15 protein-coding genes and 3 pseudogenes are annotated in these 16,393 nt (G+C 56.6%); 10 read left to right on the top strand and 8 right to left on the bottom strand.

From position 1 onward, the window contains the following. The first annotated feature begins 154 nt into the window (after window positions 1-154). Genes rbsK through RHM59_RS05895 form a run of 3 tightly spaced genes read left to right on the top strand, consistent with a single transcriptional unit; the run spans window position 155 to window position 3,543 of the window. A complete protein-coding gene (gene rbsK, locus RHM59_RS05905; protein WP_322183938.1) occupies window positions 155-1,093 on the top strand; it encodes a ribokinase in 939 nt (312 codons plus the stop codon). Between the two features lie 39 nt (window positions 1,094-1,132). Further along, on the top strand, window positions 1,133-2,464 hold the full coding sequence (gene fucP, locus RHM59_RS05900) for an L-fucose:H+ symporter permease (RefSeq protein WP_322286173.1): 1,332 nt from the start codon (window positions 1,133-1,135) through the stop codon (window positions 2,462-2,464). A gap of 11 nt (window positions 2,465-2,475) precedes the next feature. Beyond that, complete coding sequence (locus RHM59_RS05895; RefSeq protein WP_322286672.1) at window positions 2,476-3,543, top strand: aldose 1-epimerase family protein; 1,068 nt, start codon at window positions 2,476-2,478, stop codon at window positions 3,541-3,543. Window positions 3,544-3,672: 129 nt separating this feature from the next. Here the strand turns inward: RHM59_RS05895 and deoR are convergent, their stop codons facing one another. Further along, window positions 3,673-4,437, bottom strand: a complete 765-nt coding sequence (gene deoR / locus RHM59_RS05890; RefSeq protein WP_322169649.1) for a DNA-binding transcriptional repressor DeoR — start codon at window positions 4,435-4,437, stop codon at window positions 3,673-3,675. A 105-nt stretch (window positions 4,438-4,542) separates the two neighbouring features. After that, a complete protein-coding gene (locus RHM59_RS05885) occupies window positions 4,543-5,304 on the bottom strand; it encodes a thioredoxin family protein (RefSeq protein WP_322169652.1) in 762 nt (253 codons plus the stop codon). A 186-nt stretch (window positions 5,305-5,490) separates the two neighbouring features. Here RHM59_RS05885 and RHM59_RS05880 point away from each other — a divergent pair. After that, window positions 5,491-6,201 (top strand): annotated as a pseudogene (locus RHM59_RS05880) (CatB-related O-acetyltransferase); the annotation flags it as partial. A 23-nt stretch (window positions 6,202-6,224) separates the two neighbouring features. Here the strand turns inward: RHM59_RS05880 and RHM59_RS05875 are convergent. Next, on the bottom strand, window positions 6,225-7,187 hold the full coding sequence (locus tag RHM59_RS05875) for an alpha/beta hydrolase (protein WP_322286172.1): 963 nt from the start codon (window positions 7,185-7,187) through the stop codon (window positions 6,225-6,227). A gap of 286 nt (window positions 7,188-7,473) precedes the next feature. On the opposite strand from RHM59_RS05875, the gene RHM59_RS05870 reads away from it, so the two are divergent. From RHM59_RS05870 to RHM59_RS05860, 3 genes are read left to right on the top strand one after another with little or no spacing between them, the layout of a single operon-like run. Then, window positions 7,474-7,824: a metalloregulator ArsR/SmtB family transcription factor gene (locus tag RHM59_RS05870; protein WP_322169656.1), complete on the top strand. Its 351-nt coding sequence runs from the start codon at window positions 7,474-7,476 to the stop codon at window positions 7,822-7,824. A 28-nt stretch (window positions 7,825-7,852) separates the two neighbouring features. Continuing rightward, window positions 7,853-9,148: an arsenic transporter gene (locus tag RHM59_RS05865; RefSeq protein WP_322286171.1), complete on the top strand. Its 1,296-nt coding sequence runs from the start codon at window positions 7,853-7,855 to the stop codon at window positions 9,146-9,148. A 46-nt stretch (window positions 9,149-9,194) separates the two neighbouring features. Further along, the gene (locus RHM59_RS05860; RefSeq protein WP_322286170.1) at window positions 9,195-9,665 is read left to right on the top strand and encodes an arsenate reductase ArsC; all 471 of its coding nucleotides are present in this window, start codon (window positions 9,195-9,197) and stop codon (window positions 9,663-9,665) included. Between the two features lie 4 nt (window positions 9,666-9,669). Here RHM59_RS05860 and RHM59_RS05855 read toward each other — a convergent pair whose 3' ends face one another. Next, the gene (locus tag RHM59_RS05855; protein ID WP_322286169.1) at window positions 9,670-10,539 is read right to left on the bottom strand and encodes a LysR family transcriptional regulator; all 870 of its coding nucleotides are present in this window, start codon (window positions 10,537-10,539) and stop codon (window positions 9,670-9,672) included. 98 nt (window positions 10,540-10,637) lie between these two features. Here RHM59_RS05855 and RHM59_RS05850 point away from each other — a divergent pair, with 98 nt between their 5' ends. Together RHM59_RS05850 and RHM59_RS05845 are read left to right on the top strand one after the other, a co-directional pair. After that, window positions 10,638-11,573: a DMT family transporter gene (locus RHM59_RS05850; RefSeq protein ID WP_322286168.1), complete on the top strand. Its 936-nt coding sequence runs from the start codon at window positions 10,638-10,640 to the stop codon at window positions 11,571-11,573. Between the two features lie 361 nt (window positions 11,574-11,934). Then, complete coding sequence (locus RHM59_RS05845; protein WP_322286167.1) at window positions 11,935-12,183, top strand: hypothetical protein; 249 nt, start codon at window positions 11,935-11,937, stop codon at window positions 12,181-12,183. Between the two features lie 178 nt (window positions 12,184-12,361). Here RHM59_RS05845 and RHM59_RS05840 read toward each other — a convergent pair whose 3' ends face one another. Further along, entirely contained in the window at window positions 12,362-12,919 is a 558-nt protein-coding gene (locus RHM59_RS05840; RefSeq protein WP_322169669.1) for a recombinase family protein, read from the bottom strand. After that, window positions 12,913-13,134: pseudogene (locus RHM59_RS05835) on the bottom strand (DUF86 domain-containing protein); the annotation flags it as partial. The gene RHM59_RS05840 and the pseudogene RHM59_RS05835, both read right to left, overlap by 7 nt. Between RHM59_RS05835 and RHM59_RS05830 the strand changes: the two are divergent. Further along, window positions 13,134-13,436: pseudogene (locus tag RHM59_RS05830) on the top strand (Tn3 family transposase); the annotation flags it as partial. The pseudogenes RHM59_RS05835 and RHM59_RS05830 overlap by 1 nt on opposite strands. A gap of 377 nt (window positions 13,437-13,813) precedes the next feature. Here the strand turns inward: RHM59_RS05830 and msrA are convergent. After that, complete coding sequence (msrA, locus tag RHM59_RS05825) at window positions 13,814-14,533, bottom strand: peptide-methionine (S)-S-oxide reductase MsrA (RefSeq protein ID WP_322286166.1); 720 nt, start codon at window positions 14,531-14,533, stop codon at window positions 13,814-13,816. A 33-nt stretch (window positions 14,534-14,566) separates the two neighbouring features. Continuing rightward, the gene (locus RHM59_RS05820; RefSeq protein ID WP_322286165.1) at window positions 14,567-16,363 is read right to left on the bottom strand and encodes a cytochrome c biogenesis protein DipZ; all 1,797 of its coding nucleotides are present in this window, start codon (window positions 16,361-16,363) and stop codon (window positions 14,567-14,569) included. Window positions 16,364-16,393: the final 30 nt, after the last annotated feature.

Raw genomic sequence — 16,393 nt, 5'->3', positions numbered from 1 at the left:
AAATCGCCGCCTCCGGCATCTCACTGGGATTGCAGCCAGCGTTGATCGCCCAACTCAAAAAAAAGATTGGATAATCACAAAATATGTTATTAAAGTAACAAAAATAATAGCGCATCGGGTGATTGCCCCCGGCGTAAACAAGGTAGCCAGAACAATGAGCAAGATCGCGGTCATTGGCAGCAATATGGTGGATCTGATCACCTACATCGATCGAATGCCCTTGCAGGGCGAGACCCTCGAAGCGCCTGGTTTTGCCATGGGCTGTGGCGGTAAAGGCGCCAACCAAGCGGTGGCTGCTGCCAAGTTGGGCGCCGACGTGGTGATGGTGAGTAAAGTCGGTGACGATGTTTTTGCTGACAACACCCTGGCCAATTTCCAGCTGTATGGCGTCAATACCCAGCACGTGACCCGTGTCCAGGGGGTGTCCAGTGGCGTTGCGCCGATCTTCGTCAAAAGTGATTCCCATAACAGCATCCTGATCATCAAAGGCGCCAACGCGCACCTCAAACCTGCCGATATCGACGCCGCCCACGCGGCCTTGCGTGATTGTGCGTTGATCGTCGTGCAGCTGGAAATTGAACTGGAAACGGTTTATCACGCCATCGCGTTCGGCAAGCAGCAGGGCATTCCGGTGTTGCTCAATCCGGCCCCGGCGCTGGCAGGGCTTGACCGTTTACAGCTGGCGCAACTCGACTTCCTGATTCCTAACGAAACCGAACTGGCGCTCATCAGCGGTCAGCCCGTGACCTCGCCCGAATCCGCCTTGATCGCGGCACGGTTGCTGGTGGCGGACGGGATTCGCCATGTCATCGTGACCCTGGGTGAACAGGGCGCGTTGTATGTCGGTGAAGACGGCGAGTTCCGGGTCAACGGGCATGCGGTCTGCGCAGTCGACACCACCGGCGCTGGTGATGCATTCATCGGTTGTTTCGCCCATCACTGGACACAAACCCGCGATATCAAACACGCCATGACCTTGGCCGTGGCCTATTCCGCCTGTTCTGTCACCGGGCTGGGCACCCAGACTTCTTACCCTGACGCGTTGAAGTTCGCCGAATTCCTGCAAAACCACCTGTCGGAACGCCACGCCTGAATGGGCTGTTTCGATCCCTGCTTTTTACGGAGAACAATAATGATTAAGCCTGCGCTCCAACAGACGTCTGACGGGTTTTACCTCAACCGAACGCCCTGGTTTGCCTTCCTGCTGTTGTGCAGCATTTTTGCCCTGTGGGCGGCAGCCGCCAGCATGAACGACGTGTTGATTGCTCAGTTCAAAAAGGCTTTTTTACTCAGTGATTTCCAGACTGCCTTCGTCCAGTCGGCATTTTATCTGGGCTATTTTTTTGTTGCGATCCCGGCCGCTTTGGTGGTTCGGCGGTTCAGTTACAAAACCACGATTCTCGTCGGGTTGCTGCTGTACATGTTTGGCTGCTTGCTGTTTTTTCCGGCTGCATCCACCGCCAAGTACGGAATGTTTTTGCTGGCGTTGTTTGTGATCGCGGCCGGCCTGTCGTTCCTGGAAACCGCCTGCAACACCTACTCCACCTTGATGGGACCACGTGAAACCGGTACCCGGCGTTTGAACATTTCCCAGACCTTTCACCCGTTCGGCGCCATGGCCGGGGTGTACGTCGGCAGCTTCGTGATGTTCAAGGATACCGACGCCAGCCATGCGCAACTGTTGCAAATGAGCCCCGCCGACGCGGCAGTCCAACAGCTGCAGATGATTCAGTCGACCTTGCTTCCTTACAAATGGATGATCGCTGTTCTGGTACTGATGTTCATTCTGGTCGCAGTCACTAAATTCCCGGCCTGCAAGGGCATCATCAAAGCCAAAGTCAAACAGAGCAGCCTGGGCCAAAGCCTGTCGCGCTTGCGCCGTAATCCGCGCTTTGTGTTCGGTGTGCTAGCGCAGTTCCTGTACGTCGGCGCGCAAGTGGGGGTTTGGAGTTTCACCATTCGCCTGGCGATGCAGATGGGCGGGATGAACGAGCGCAGCGCGTCGTGGTTCTTGCTCACCACCTTCGCCGCTTATTTCGTCGGTAAAGTGATTGCTAACTTACTCATGCGCAAACTGCACCCAGCCAAGGTCTTGGCGTTGTACGGCGTGCTGTGCATTGTGTTGCTGGCGTACACGATTCTGGTGCCAAACATTTCTGCGGTGTACGCCGCCGTGGGCGTCAGTATTTTCCTTGGCCCGTGCTGGCCGACCATCTATGGCCTCACCATCGACGGCTTGGGCGAAGACACCGGCGTCGGCGGTTCGCTGTTGGTGATGAGCATCGTCGGCGGCGGGGTCATTCCGATCTTCCAGGGCCTGCTGTCCGACTACACCGGCGGCAATATGCAACTGGCCTATAGCGTGCCGTTGGTGTGTTTCGTGGTGATCGTCGGCTATGCGATGCACTGCCTGCGTCATTCGAAAAGCGAACACCTGCCAGTCGGCGCAGTGGCGGTCTCATGACTGCCGGTTCGATGAAAAAAACGACCATTGCGCTGTTTCCGGCGCTGTTCGCCGGGGCTGAGAAGACCTTGCTGGCGTCAGCTGATTTCAACGTCAGCGCTTGGACTTACCCATCCGGCGTGTTGGCCTTGGCCTTGGATAACAGCCGTGGGCGAGTGGTGGTGTTGCCGTATCAGGGGCAGATGATTTGGTCAGCGGTGTTCGATGGGTGCGATCTGACCATGCGCAATATGTTCAGCCAGCCGCGACCAAGCCCCACCGTGATCGGCACCTATGGCTGCTTTATGTTCCACAGCGGTCTGCTGCGCAACGGCTGCCCCGGCCCGGAAGACGATCACCCGCTGCACGGCGAAATGCCTTGTGCGCCGATGGACAGCGCGTGGCTGGAAGTCGGTGAAGACAGCGCAGGAACCTTCCTTCGGCTTGGCGGCGAGTATGAATACGTGCAAGGGTTTGGTGACCACTACCAGGCACGTCCCAGCGTCACCTTGCGCGCGGATTCGGCACTCTTCGATATCGGCATGCAGGTCACCAACCTGGCGGGTGTGCCGATGGAGTTGATGTACATGGCGCACATGAATTACGCCTACGTGGAAGGTGCGCGCTTTGTCGAACCGTTGGGTGTTGAGCAGACGAGGGTGCGCAGCAGTGTGCCAGCGCATGTCCGTCCGACACCGGCGTGGACGCGCTATATGGCGCAACTGACGGCAGAACCGTCGCGCTTGCAGGTGCTTCATTCCCCCGAGCTGTACGACCCGGAGATCGTCTGTTTTTTCGACGGCGCGCGGGCGGACAGCCAGGGTGATGCGCATTTTTTACTGGTACACCCAGAGGGTCCGGCGTTTTACACCCGCTATCGACCCGAGCAGTTCGAACATGCGGCCCGCTGGATACTGCACAACGCCGATCAGCAAGTCGCGGCCTTCATATTACCCGCGACCTGCGAGCCGGAGGGTTATAAAGCGGAATCTGCCAAGGGCAATATTCGCTCATTGGCAGCCGGGGAGAGCGCCCAATTCAGTGTCACCACCGGGTATCTGACTGAGGCTGAGCGGCGGCAGCTTGAGAGCGAACTCTGATTCCCGAAATGTAGAGGGTGCCTACAGAAATCTGTGCATCGCTAAAATCTGCGGGACCGAATTTATTCGGGAAGGCTTCAGTCCTGACACCCTGCGATCTCAAATCACACAGGTGCCGCCCTTCACCCCTCACACCACCAGCTGCATGCCGCTGCTGCTTACCAAGTCGCGGTAAAGCTTGGGGATTTTTTTGTCGCTGATGACGTAATGAAAATCTTCCAGCGAGGCGAAGTGCGCGGTACGTACGGCGTCGAACTTGGAATGGTCGGCCAGCAGCATGCATTGTTGGGCTTGGCGCAAGACCTTTTGTTTGACCTCGACTTCGTTGAGGTTAAAGCAGGTCACGCCGAATTCCTGACTGACCCCGGCGGCGGAAAGGAAGGCCCAGGTCAGCCGAACGCTGTCGAGGATTCCGCTTTCGGCACGGTTTTCAAACACCTGGTTTTTACGGTGATACGTGCCGCCGCACAGGACGATGTTGCAATTGGGTTTTTGTTGCAGCTTGAGCAGGACGTTCAGTGAGTTGCACACCGCCGTGAACTCCAACTCGTCAGGAATGAAGTCCACCACAAACGGAATGGTGGTACCGCAGTCGAAAAATACCGTGTCGCCCGGCAGGATAAAGGCGGCGGCCAATTTGCCGATTCGGCGTTTTTCCTCCACGTGCCGAGTGTCTTGTTCGGTGACCCTATAATCGCTGGCCTCGTTGGTGTCGAACACCCGGGTAATGTGGCCGCCTAACAAGCGAAATTCGTCGGTGTGACGACCGAGGTCGCGGCGCAGGGTCATTTCCGACACGTCCAGCAAGGCCGCCATTTCTCGCAAGTGGATGGCTTTTTGATCCTGTAGCGCTTGTTGAATCAGTTTGATGCGGTCGGATTTTTTAGTGTCCACGGGTGTACCGGCAAAGAATGAGAGTGTCACTAGTACAACATGCTTTGTTAGCAATCGTGACATTTTGATTTGCCGGTAGTTACCCGTCGCCGCATTTCTTCGGTATTAACGGTTCGATGTTTCAGCACAGCTACTTGATGCTTCTTTCACGGGCGCACCGTCATAGCGGTCGTGATGGCGAACCCATCCCATCGTGCTTTGTTCATCCCGGCCTTTGGGCGTGAGGTCAAGCAAGTTGTGGGTGCCGAGCAATATGTCCATTCCCCGTGCATACGTCGAATAGGTATGAAAAACCTCACCCGCTGGGTTTTTGTAAAACACGCTCAATCCGGGCATTTCCTCAGCGGGATCCTGGCTAAGTTCGTAGTTGTAAATGACGTCGCCAGCCTCGATGTGCTCGGGCGTGGCCGACACCTGATAGTCCTCGTTGAAGTCACTGCCCGCCGAAGACACCCAGTCGAAATCCCAGCCCATGCGCTGTTTGAACGGTAGAAATTCCGCGAGCGGGGCGTGGGAGACTACCACCAGCGAAACGTCATGATGGGGCAGATGCAGGTTGGCGCCGTCGAAGTGGTCGGCCACGAATGAGCAGCCCTTGCAGCCTTCCTTCCAGCCAGCCCCAAACATGAAGTGATAGATCAACAACTGACTGTTGCTGCCGAATAAGTCGCAGAGGGTCTGGGTGCCTTGGGGTCCTTTGAATCGGTAGGTTTTCTCGACCTTGACCCACGGCAAACCGCGACGCTCGGCGTTGAGTTGGTCGCGTTGCTGGGTGAGGGCTTTTTCATGCTGAAGGTGCTGCATGCGCGCTGTAAGCCACTCTTCGCGTGACACGATCTTGGGTGGTGCAACCAGGTAGGTCTTCATGGGGGGTGTTCTCCCAGGGTGAAGTTATTACTGAAACTTACGTATCAGTAATAGTCGCTTGGACTAAGTCCAGATCGACAGCACGTCGAAATAATCTTAGTGAGGCGACGGCGGTTTTTTTTTACGAACTCTTGTTAGTTGTAATGTGCCAGTATTGGGCCACTTATGAGGCGAGTGGATTTCAGGATGAATCTCTTCAAACGAGCGCTGCTGGATAGAAAACTAAAAAAGACGCTCTGGAAAAACAAATGCCGATTTGACAGTGGCACCCGTGGTTTACGTTGCGACACTGAGTTGACGCTGGAGGAGGGGGTAAAACTTCATCAGGTCAACGTGCGGTCGAGCAAGCTGAGGATCGGCGCCTACACCGATATTGTCAGCGGCTCGGAACTGCATCATGTGTCGAGCATTGGGCGCTACTGCTCCGTGGCCAAGAACGTCACCATCGGCCAAGACCGCAAGTCCCATCCGTTGAGTTGGTTGACCTCGCACACGGGGCTGGTTGGTCTTCGTCAGAAATTCGGCGGCGCGGCGCCCCATCATTCAGGCGCGGCGCAAACCACGATTGGACACGATGTGTGGATCGGCATGGACGTGCTGATTCTCGAAGGTGTGACTATTGGCACCGGCGCGGTGATTGGTGCGCAATCGCTGGTCAGCAAAGATGTGCCCCCTTACGCCATAGTGGCCGGCTCACCGGCCAAGGTCATTCGCTATCGTTTCGACCAACCGACCATCGACGGTCTGTTGGCCAGTCAATGGTGGAATATGCCGTTGAAAGAGTTGGCCGAGCTACCCATCGAAACGCCTGACGGTGTGATTAAGCACCTGCAAGGGCGCGTCGTTTCCGACTGCAATCCCGGCACGGTCGTGATTCGCAGCAAACCGTTTAGTGTGACTCAGACGCAGCCGTCGTTTAGTCAGCCCGAGACGCTGCTTTCTGCAGGCTCCGCTGGTTTTGCGGTCGGTATCACTGCGTGGACTGCCGTATTGTCTGATTTCAACAGCGCCTTGATTGCTTGGCTGTAGGCCTCTCGCCCCAAGCTCATGCTGTTGTTATGCGTACCGCCCTGAACCAGCAGCAAGTTTTTCGGTTCCTGCGCGGCGTGGTAAAGCTCCTCGCTGAAGCGCGACGGCACAAACGGGTCGGCAGTACCGTGGACAATCAGCACCGGCATATGGATGTCGGCGATTTTGTCGATGGAGTCGAACTTCTGCGACAGCAGCCAACGCACTGGCAGCGATGTCTTGGCGACGGCGGTTGCCACGTCGGCCAGTGAGGTGAAGGTGGATTCAATAATCAACCCACGCGCCTGCTTACCGCTGCCGTCGCTCTTTACGTCATTGCCCAGTTCTTTCGCCAAATCAATCGCCACCGCACCGCCCAATGAATGACCGTAAATCAGACGTTTGTTGGCGTCAGGCTGCAAGATTTTAAAGCGCGCCCACGCGATGCGTGCGTCTTCATAGACCGTACTTTCCGATGGCAGCGCACCTTGGCTTTGGCCAAAACCACGGTAGTCGATGGCCAGAATGGAAAAGCCCATGGCGTGCAGTTGTTCGATGCGGAACAACTGGCCCGTCAGGTTCCAGCGTGTGCCGTGCAAATACAGGATAGAGGGCGCCCCGGCCTGTGCCGCAGGCCACCACCACGCGTGAATATTTTGCGATGTGCCAAAGGCCGAGGTTTTGAGCTCCAGCTCCTGAACGTCGGCGGGCAAGCCGTGATACCAACTGGCGGTACCGGGCTCGATCTGGAACAGCAATTTGCGTTCCTCATGCTTGAGCAGCGCACAGCTCGCGGGCAGACCGACGACCAGCAACGCCATGAGCAACAGGATCAAACGGCGTGCCTTGACGCGGGAAAGAAATGAAGTGGGCATGTCTGCTCTCCGCGCAGCGGGTCGTGAGTCAATGGATCGGGCATGTTACGCGGGCTCTACGTGTTTTGCGCCGGTAGAGACGGCGCAGGGGGGTTGTCTGTTGAGTGAGTAGCGCTTCGACGCAGGCCTTGGCACTCGGAGCCTTCACCGCCAGTCTGCCGGTCGCAACCCATTTAATGCAAAGCTTCTCATCGGTTTTCTGTCAGGCATCAAAAATGGGTTCTGTTTTATCGTTCATATATCTGTATATTCGAATATCCATATATAAAGAGAAGGCCGCAGGTGTATGAACATCGAGCCCCCTGTGTTTTTCAAGTGCCTGGGTGATGAAACCCGTGTACGGATCATGCTGTTGTTGTGCCGTGAAAACGAGTTGTGCGTGTGCGAACTGATCTGCGCCCTTGACGACAGCCAGCCAAAAATTTCTCGTCACCTGGCGCAGTTACGCGCATGTGGCCTGCTGGAAGACCGTCGTCAGGGTCAATGGATTTATTACCGCCTGCACACCGCGCTGCCCGAATGGGCGCGTGAGGTGCTGCGGGTAACGCAAGAAGCCAACACGCCCTGGATCGCCAGCGACAGCAAACGTCTGGCCGCTATGGGCGAGCGACCTGTTCGTATAGCGGCGTGCTGCTGATCTTCAACCCCTTGTTTGAGTGCCTCGGATGTTATTGGCTGCATTGATTTTTGTGTTCACGTTGGTATTGGTCATCTGGCAACCCAAAGGCCTTGGTGTCGGCTGGAGCGCCGCTGCCGGAGCGGTGTTGGCGTTGTTGACCGGGGTGGTCCATTTAGGGGATATCCCAACGGTATGGGCCATTGTCTGGAATGCGACGGCGACGTTTATTGCGGTGATCATCATCAGTTTGCTGCTGGATGACGCGGGATTTTTCAGATGGGCCGCATTGCACGTTGCCCGTTGGGGCCGGGGCAGCGGTGTTCGGCTGTTTGCCTTGATGGTGTTGCTGGGAGCGTTGGTTTCCGCGCTGTTCGCTAACGACGGTGCGGCCTTGATCCTGACGCCAATCGTCGTTGCCATGCTGACGGCGTTGCGCTTTTCTCCTGCTGCGACCTTGGCGTTCGTCATGGCTGCGGGGTTTATCGCAGACACCGCGAGCCTGCCGTTGGTGGTGTCAAACCTGGTCAACATTGTCTCGGCGGACATTTTCAACCTGGGTTTCGGTGAATACGCGTCCGTGATGTGGCCGGTCAATGTGGTCAGCGTCGCGGCGACGTTGCTGATGCTGTGGCTGTATTTTCGCAAAGACATCCCCGGTAACTACGACCCCGAGCAGCTAGAAGACCCCGCCGCAGCGATTCGTGATCGGGCCACATTCCGTGCTGGCGGTTGGGTATTGGGTTTATTGCTGATAGGGCTGTTTGCCTTGGAACCGCTGGGGATACCCATCAGCGCGGTAGCAGCGGCCTGTGCGGTTTTACTGTTGATGATTGCTGCACGTGGGCAGGTGATCTCGGTGCGCAAGGTGATCAAAAATGCCCCGTGGCAAATCGTCGTGTTCTCCTTGGGGATGTATTTGGTGGTTTACGGCCTGCACAACGCCGGGCTGACCCACGCCCTGACTGCATTGCTTGGGCGTTTTGCTGAACACGGGGTTTGGGGCGCGGCGATGGGCACAGGAATAACCTCGGCACTGCTGTCCTCGATCATGAACAACATGCCGACGGTACTTATCGGGGCGCTGTCGATTCAGGGTACGGAAACCACCGCAGTGGTTCAGCAGGCGATGATTTACGCCAACATCATCGGCAGTGACCTCGGCCCAAAAATCACACCTATTGGCAGTCTGGCAACGCTGTTGTGGCTGCACGTCCTGGCCGGCAAAAACATCCGCATCAGTTGGGGCTACTACTTCAAAGTCGGCAGCCTCCTGACTGTGCCGATTCTCATCGTCACATTGGCCGCGCTGGCGCTTCGCTTGAGCTTTCCCGTGGCGTTATAGAGGCGGCATCTCCTTTAGTTGTTGTCATAAAATTCATGAGGCTCCGATGAAAATCCTGTTCATGTGTACCGCCAATAGTTGCCGCAGCGTGCTGTCCGAAGCGTTGTTCAATCATATGGCCCCAGCGGGTTTTCAGGCGGTTAGCGCTGGCAGCTTTCCCAGCGGGCAGCTGAATCTTCGCGCGCTGGCGACGTTGGAAAAAGCGGGGGTTTCAGTCCACGGGCTGTACAGCAAAGGCTCAGAAGTGTATGCCGATTCGCCGCCCGATATTGTAATCACGGTCTGTGACCAAGCGGCTGGCGAGCCGTGTCCGGTGTACTTTGGCCCGGCGATTAAAAGCCACTGGGGACTGGCCGATCCGTCGGATGTCCAAGGCAGCCTAGACGCCATCCAAGCGGCGTTTGATGCGACCTTGGAAATAATAAAGCGTCGCTTCACGGCATTATTCGCAGCGGAAATCCAACAGCGTTCACCACCCGAGCAGAAAGTGGTACTGGATGAAATTGGGCGTCTGTAGCCGCTTACAGCCGGAAGTGTTCGCTTATCAACTGAACCATTACTTCAACGGCCGCACTGGCGTTTCCCGGTGCTTTCATCAGCTTCAATTCGTGCAGCGGCAGTTCTGGGAAACCATCGTCAAGTGTCAGTTCGCGCATATCAGTGCCGATCCGGGCGCGGTCGATGATGCCGATGGCGAGCCCAGCGCTAATGGTCATCTCCAGCGCCATTCCCCCCGCACTCATGACCACCGTGCGCCATCGCCGCTGGGCGTGTGCCAAAGCATCAATAGCCACTGCGCGATAGGGGCAACCTTTACCGTGCAGCGCCAACGGCACGGGTCGGGTGCTGTCGATCCGGTACTGATGCGCCGCGACCCATATCGGTTGGGTCGTGCCAAAGGTTCGTGCGGGTTGGTGGTCGGGCGAGGGCACGCCCATAGGTTCAACGACCAGCGCCAGATCCAGTTGGCCCCGGGTCAATCGTGTCCGCAAACGCCCGCTGGAACCGGTCTCGATTTCCAATTCAATGTGCGGAAAATGCGTGGTCAGCGACGGCAACGTGCAGTGCAGCAAAGCCCCGGCGTACTCCTCCGATATCCCCAAACGCACCCGGCCGCTGGCAACCGGATGGCTAAAGCTGTCGAGCACCTGATCATGCAGCCTTAGCAGTTGCGCCGTGTGCAGCGCGAAACGGCGCCCCAGCGGGGTCAACGCCACGGTCTGGTTGTCGCGCTCAAATAATTGCCCACCGACTACATCCTCCAGACGCCGCACATGCAGACTCACCGCCGACGGGCTGCGATTGAGAAAAGCCGACGCCGCCAGAAACTGCCCGAACCGGACAACGGCGTGGAAGGTTCGCAAAAGATCGATGTCCAGGGTGTTGGCCATGGTTGAGGATTCCTGCATCACTGCTGCTAATCGTATCGTTTGATTGCATTACCGCTCTATTCATACCCTGTTGCAGACACCCTGCACAGGTATTGCCCATGATTCTCCGACAAACCGTCCCCTTGGCGACGCCCTGCGCCCGGCGACCTATCAATCTGCTGAGGTTTACCCCCGTTCTGCTGCTGGCAGCCATGGTGCTCAGCTGGAGTTCGGGTTTCATTGGCTACCGCTATGTGGCTGAGCAAAGTGGGGTATTTTTGGCGACCTTCTGGCGCTTTGTACTGGCTGCGCTGGTGTTGCTGCCGTTTGTGATGGGCGAATTACGGCGGCTGGAGTGGCGAGATGGTGTGCGCCAAGCGCTGATGGGCCTGTTTGCGATCGCCGGTTATATCGCACCCATCGCCAAAGCGATTGAGTGCGGAGTGGCACCGGGGATGACTGCGCTGATTGCCAACCTGTTGCCGTTGATGATCGTGCTGATGGCCGCGTTTTACCCCGATCAACGCACTCGCGGGTGGCAATGGTGCGGGCTGGGTATCTGCGTGCTGGGGATGATCATTGCCAGTGGCACAGGCCTTGAACTCGGAACCGCAGCGGTCTGGGCTTATAGTTTGCCGTTAATCGGCGTGCTGTCATTGGCTGCCGTGACCCATTACCAGAAGCAACGCCCCAGTCAAATGCCGCGACTGCTGGCGCTGTTTATTCAGGTGTGTGCGTCGTTGCCCGTATTTGCGCTGTTGGCACTGTACGAAGGCAGCCTGCGGCCGATTGCTTCCCTCAGCTTCGGGTTAGGCGTGGGTTGGTTGGTCATCCTGTCGACACTGGGCGGGTATGGATTTTATTGGCTGTGCTTACAACGCTACAGCCTGCAACGCGTCAGCAGCGCCCTGTTCCTGACACCGCCGGTCACCATGCTCTGGGCTTATCTGCAATTTGGTGATGCCCTGACGTCACTAAGCGTGGCAGGCATCGGCCTGACCTTGGTGGGGTTGTGGGTGTTTAATCGACGGGTGCGCTTACGCCAGGCAACTTGATTCTCTGTGGAATGAATTCATTCATGCCCTGGGGCGAAGCCGGGACGGCCCTGGGATTTGATGGGCCAGTCTCAGAAAACGGAATTTAAAGCACGCTAAGCGTGCACAGTGACGGGCAGCCGGAACCTCCGATTTTTCCGGCGATGCCACAAACCTCGTAAAGGAGGGGCCAACGGTGGGGCCGTTGTAAAAGATTGTTTACTGACGGAGTTTTCGGCATACCTCTCACGACCGCCGATCAAAAAATAGCCCTACCTGTTTTGCTACCGGTGGACGGTTGTGGGGGGGATGGCCTACTGTTAGTAAGGGCACGCGTTCTTTGAGCGATGTGGCTATTACTTAATTCAATGGATGAGGTGTAATGATGGCTGCTAAGGAAATCCGTATTTCAATTGAAGATCTTGACCGTGATGGTAGTCCTGAAGTTCTGCTCGAATTCTACTCTGGAAAAGAACTTGAATTTTCTACCTCCGTGTCTTCTTCAGGGAAGAATGGAAATTACGACAAGGTAGACGTAAAAGGAGATGCTGACGGCGATGGCGATTTTGATGCGCAGGATGACGAGTTGTTCATTAGTCTTGCTCAAGCAGCAGTGAAACTTCTAAAGTAACTCATTGTTTGACAAGTAAGATTTTTTAAATTTTATTCACCCTGAATCAATTTTGATTCAGGGCTTTTTATTTCTGTGTATTATTAGTTTCCATCTATTTTTCTCAGGAAAGCCGTGAGCTTTCTGTTAAAAGCCCAATCAAGGACGGTAGTTATGATAGTTTCATAAAAAAGAACTCTTAAGCATGTTCTGACGCTGGAATCCAACGGTATAACGTAGAAACTGAAACCCCGAGGTTCTTGGCTACATCCTTGGGCGGAACGCCACTTGCCAGCAACTTTTTGGCGGACTCGATTTTGCTTTCGGTCATCTTGGGCTTGCGGCCACCTTTACGGCCAAGTTGGCGGGCAACGTCAACCCCCGCACGGGTTCGCTCAACGACCAGCTCACGCTCCATTTCAGCGAGACTGGCCATTACATGAAAAAAGAACCGACCTGATGAGGTGCCGGTATCGATGGCGTCGGTCAGGCTCTTGAACTGGACACCTTGTTTGTGCAGCTCGCCGACCAGGTCGACCAACTGCTTGACGCTACGCCCCAGGCGATCCAGCTTCCAGACCACCAGGGTGTCGCCCTCACGCAGTATTTCTTGCGCCTTACCCAGGCCTGGCCGGTCTGCCCTCGTACCACTTACCTTGTCCTCGAAGACCTTCTGACACCCTGCCAGGGTCAAGGCTTCACGTTGTAGTTCCAGGTTCTGATCTTGCGTCGAGACACGTGCATAGCCGATTAACATGGCGTGTCTCTTGTTGGATTGTTTCTTTTATCGTCGGCGTCCTGGAGAACGGTGGAGAGCTGCGTCAACAACTCTGGCAACGCCGTTTTAACCGTCTCCCACACGACATCCAGGTTGATATCGAAGTAACCGTGAGCAATGCGGTTGCGCATCCCACGCATGCTGCGCCATGGCACTTGCGTGTGTACCTGGATGAACTCGGCGTAACCGTCCATTGGCTCGGGCTGTATTCTTTAACCGGCTAGGAGAGATCCGCGACCGTAGCTTCGAGCAACAGCGCTACCGGGCCAGCGGCCTCAATCTGGTGACGGCGGCTATTGTGCTGTGGAATACCGTCTATCTGGAACGAGCCGTGAACGCCTTGCGCAATCACGGCAAAAGCATTGACGCGCTGTTGCAATACCTATCCCCGCTGGGCTGGGAGCACATCAATTTGACGGGCGACTACCTGTGGCGCAACCGCACCAAGGTCGGTGCGGGGAAGTGCAGGCCATTACGAGCGCTGCCACCCGCTTAACGTGCTTTAAATTCCGTTTTCTGAAGCGACCCCTTGATTGATACGGTTGATAGCAAGTAACCGCAGATACTGTGGGAGTAGGCTTGCCTGCGAAGAGGTCCGTAGTCACGCCGCTGATGTCGACCTGAAGCTTGGGTGGCCTGGATTGACGCTTTCGTTGGCGAGCCAACTCCCACAGAGACTTTCGGCAGACACGGAATAGTAGGCACTGAACATCTGAATCGCAGCCTTTGGCAGCACCTACAGAAATGTGTGCATCGCCAGAAACCGTGGGACCGAATTCATTCGGGAAGGCAACAATACGGTCTTTCAGGCCGCTTCCCGATTGAATTCGGTCCCACCGATGTGTTATCTGCCGATTGTCTCGGTGTGACCAATTAAAGCTTCCCCACCAACACCGGATTGGCCCGATAAAGCGTTGGCACCAGTTCTTTCAAACTCTGCACTTTGGGTAAATCGTTCATGGCGATGTACGGGCTGGTCGGGTGCAAGGTCAGGTAGTTCTGGTGATAACCCTCCGCCGGGAAGAAGTTCTTGTGGTCTTCGATCTTGGTCACAATCGGCGCGCTGAACGCTTTCGATCCCTCCAACTGCGCAATGTATGCCTGAGCGACTTTTTCCTGCTCTGGATTCTGCGGGAAGATCGCCGAGCGGTATTGTGTGCCGCGATCAGGGCCTTGGCGGTTCAGCTCGGTCGGGTTATGTGCTACCGAGAAAAACACCTGAAGCAATCGCCCATACGTCACCTTCGTCGGGTCATACGTCACCTGCACAGATTCCGCGTGCCCGGTGTCGCCGGAGCCGACCTGCTCGTACTCGGCGGTGTTCGCCGCGCCGCCGGCATAACCGGACAGCGCATTGTCGACGCCGATCACGTGCTGAAACACGCCTTGAACGCCCCAGAAACAACCGCCAGCAAATACCGCGACTTCGCTGTGGGACGTGCCGACGGCTTCATCCAGTGTCGGTGGGGCGAGGGCCACCACCGGTTCGGCAGAGTTGGCCGATTGCACGGACAAGCCCAATATCAACGCCACAGCACCTGCGCAACTCAGTGCCAGGGTTGCTTTCTGTTTGGCAAAACTGAACATACTCATAGGTAATCCTCACGTGTTAAGGACAGGCTGTGATCAACCAAAGGTGAACGCATACGCCTGTACGCCGGGGTCAAGAAATTCAATAGAGAAAAGGTGATCGGTCACTGGACCGTTTTGTCGCACCAACTGATAAAGCCGTTGCGCGGTCACCGTGCCGCTACCGTCGGCGGCAATGTCGGTGCCGTGATTGTCGCCCGGCGCTGCGCCATCGACGCTGACTCGGAAACGCACGGGTTTGCCGTCTGCGCCAGGCCCGAGCACCAAGTGCAAGTCCCGCGCATGAAAGCGATAGACGATGCGGCCGGGTGCGTGTTCAAGCACGACTTGCTCGGGTTTTGCAGTCCAGTTACCCGTTAGCCCCCACTGGTTGAGGCGTGGCTGCAGCGGTGCTGCGTAGGTATGCGCTTTGTTCATCACTTGCTCACTGGCCGAGGCGAAGTTTTCAGTGCGGTCATAACCGAGGTAGGTCTCAGGCGACTGCATTTGGGCATCGTCTGCGCCCTTCTGCACGCCTTGGGCGTCCGCCACCACCACATCGCTTGAGACGTTTTTCTGACCGGCCTCGTTCAACAGTTGCTGAATAACCTGTTCAGATTGCGCGTAATCACCTTCGCCAAAATGGTGATAACGAATTTGCCCTTTGGCATCGACAAAGTAATGCGCGGGCCAGTATTGATTGTTGAACCCCTTCCAAATAGCGAAGTCGTTATCCAGCGCTACCGGGTAGTTGATGCCCAAATCGTGGACCGCTTTTTTGACGTTATTAACGTCACGCTCGAAGGCAAACTCCGGGGCGTGCACCCCGATGACCACCAAGCCTTGGTCGTGGTATTTCTTCGCCCAGGCGTTGACGTAAGGCAGGCTGCGCAGGCAGTTTATGCAGGAGTAGGTCCAGAAATCGATGACCACCACCTTGCCTTTCAATTGCTCGGCGGTCAGTGGTGCGGAGTTCAGCCAGGTCACCGCGCCGGAGAGATCGGGCAACATGCCTTCTACCGGTAACGACAACGGTGTAGTGGCGGTGTTCTGCAAGCCGACGTTGAGCATGCCATTACCCTGTGCTTCAGGCGATGGCGATGGCGATGGCGATGAAGAGGCGACCCGCGAGGGCGACAGCGTATCCAACAACTTTTGTTCGATCCCCGCAGTGGCCACGGTAGAGACCTTGGTCAGCAAACCGGTGTCCAGCCCCAACGCAATGGCGGCCACGCCGCACAACATGGCAACGCCCAAACCCCGACGCAGCCATTCCCCAGCGCCCAACGAGCGTTTCATTGCGGTGAACAGCTTGCCGCCGATCAACAACGCCAACGCCAACGAAGTGGCCGCACCGGCGGCATAAGCCAACAGCAGAAAACTGGTGCCGACACTGGCACCGTGCAATGCAGCGCCGGTCAAAACCAGGCCGAGAATCGGGCCGGCACACGGCGCCCATAACAACCCTGTCGCAACCCCCAACACAAACGAGGATTTGACGCTGGATTTACCGGGCTCAGTGCGGGCCGAATTGGACAGCCGGTCCCCCATGGACACCAGTGGGCGGGTCAGGCGATCGGCCAAATGCGGAAACAACAAGGTCACGCCGAAAAAAGCCATCAGCGCGATGGCCAGCCAGCGCCCATATTGGTTGGCTTGCACCACCCAGCCACCGCCGACAGCGGCCAAGGTGGCGACCAGCGCGAAGGTCAACGCCATGCCGCACAACAACGGCAAACCACTGCGACGGAACGGCTCACCGGAGCGGGCGAAGACGAACGGCAGTACCGGGAGGATGCAGGGGCTGAGGATCGTTAGCACGCCGCCCAGGTACGACAAAATGATCAGTAACATCGCTTCAATTCCTTATAAGTGACCGTTCAG

Origin of the sequence: Pseudomonas sp. MH10 (assembly GCF_034353045.1) — a bacterium.
GTDB lineage: Bacteria > Pseudomonadota > Gammaproteobacteria > Pseudomonadales > Pseudomonadaceae > Aquipseudomonas.
Note: the sequence above shows the minus strand (reverse complement) of the source record. Positions and strands in the feature narration are given on the sequence as shown.